This is a genomic window from Pseudoalteromonas sp. S1608, assembly GCF_005887265.1.
Taxonomy (GTDB): Bacteria; Pseudomonadota; Gammaproteobacteria; order Enterobacterales; family Alteromonadaceae; genus Pseudoalteromonas; species Pseudoalteromonas undina.
Genome location: NZ_PNDK01000141.1, coordinates 1 through 261, shown reverse-complemented (window position 1 = coordinate 261; position 261 = coordinate 1). Strand labels below are relative to the sequence as shown.

At 36.0% G+C, this 261-nt stretch carries 1 protein-coding gene; it reads left to right on the top strand.

Annotated elements, in window-relative coordinates:
• A partial coding sequence (locus CWB75_RS19030; RefSeq protein WP_249362352.1) for a putative dsRNA-binding protein occupies positions 1 to 189 on the top strand: 189 nt, incomplete at its 5' end.
• Positions 190 to 261: the final 72 nt, after the last annotated feature.

Sequence of the window (261 nt, the reverse complement as noted above, 5' to 3'; positions counted from 1 at the left end):
CATTTTCTTACTGTAGTAGACACTAAATGTCAGGAAGTGATTCAAACATTCTTGGTTGAATGTATCTTTGATGGAATGGATAGCAATATTTCTGTTGGCAGCTCAAGGCGTAAAGCCGAACAAAAAGCGTCCGAAAAAGCATTGAAGATTCTTAAAAATGATTGTTTATACCTTTATATAGCCTCATGAAGTCGAAATAGTGACATTTTTTGGCTTGGTTGCGATTGTTGTTCGTCCTAATGTGGTTAAATCAACCTTGCT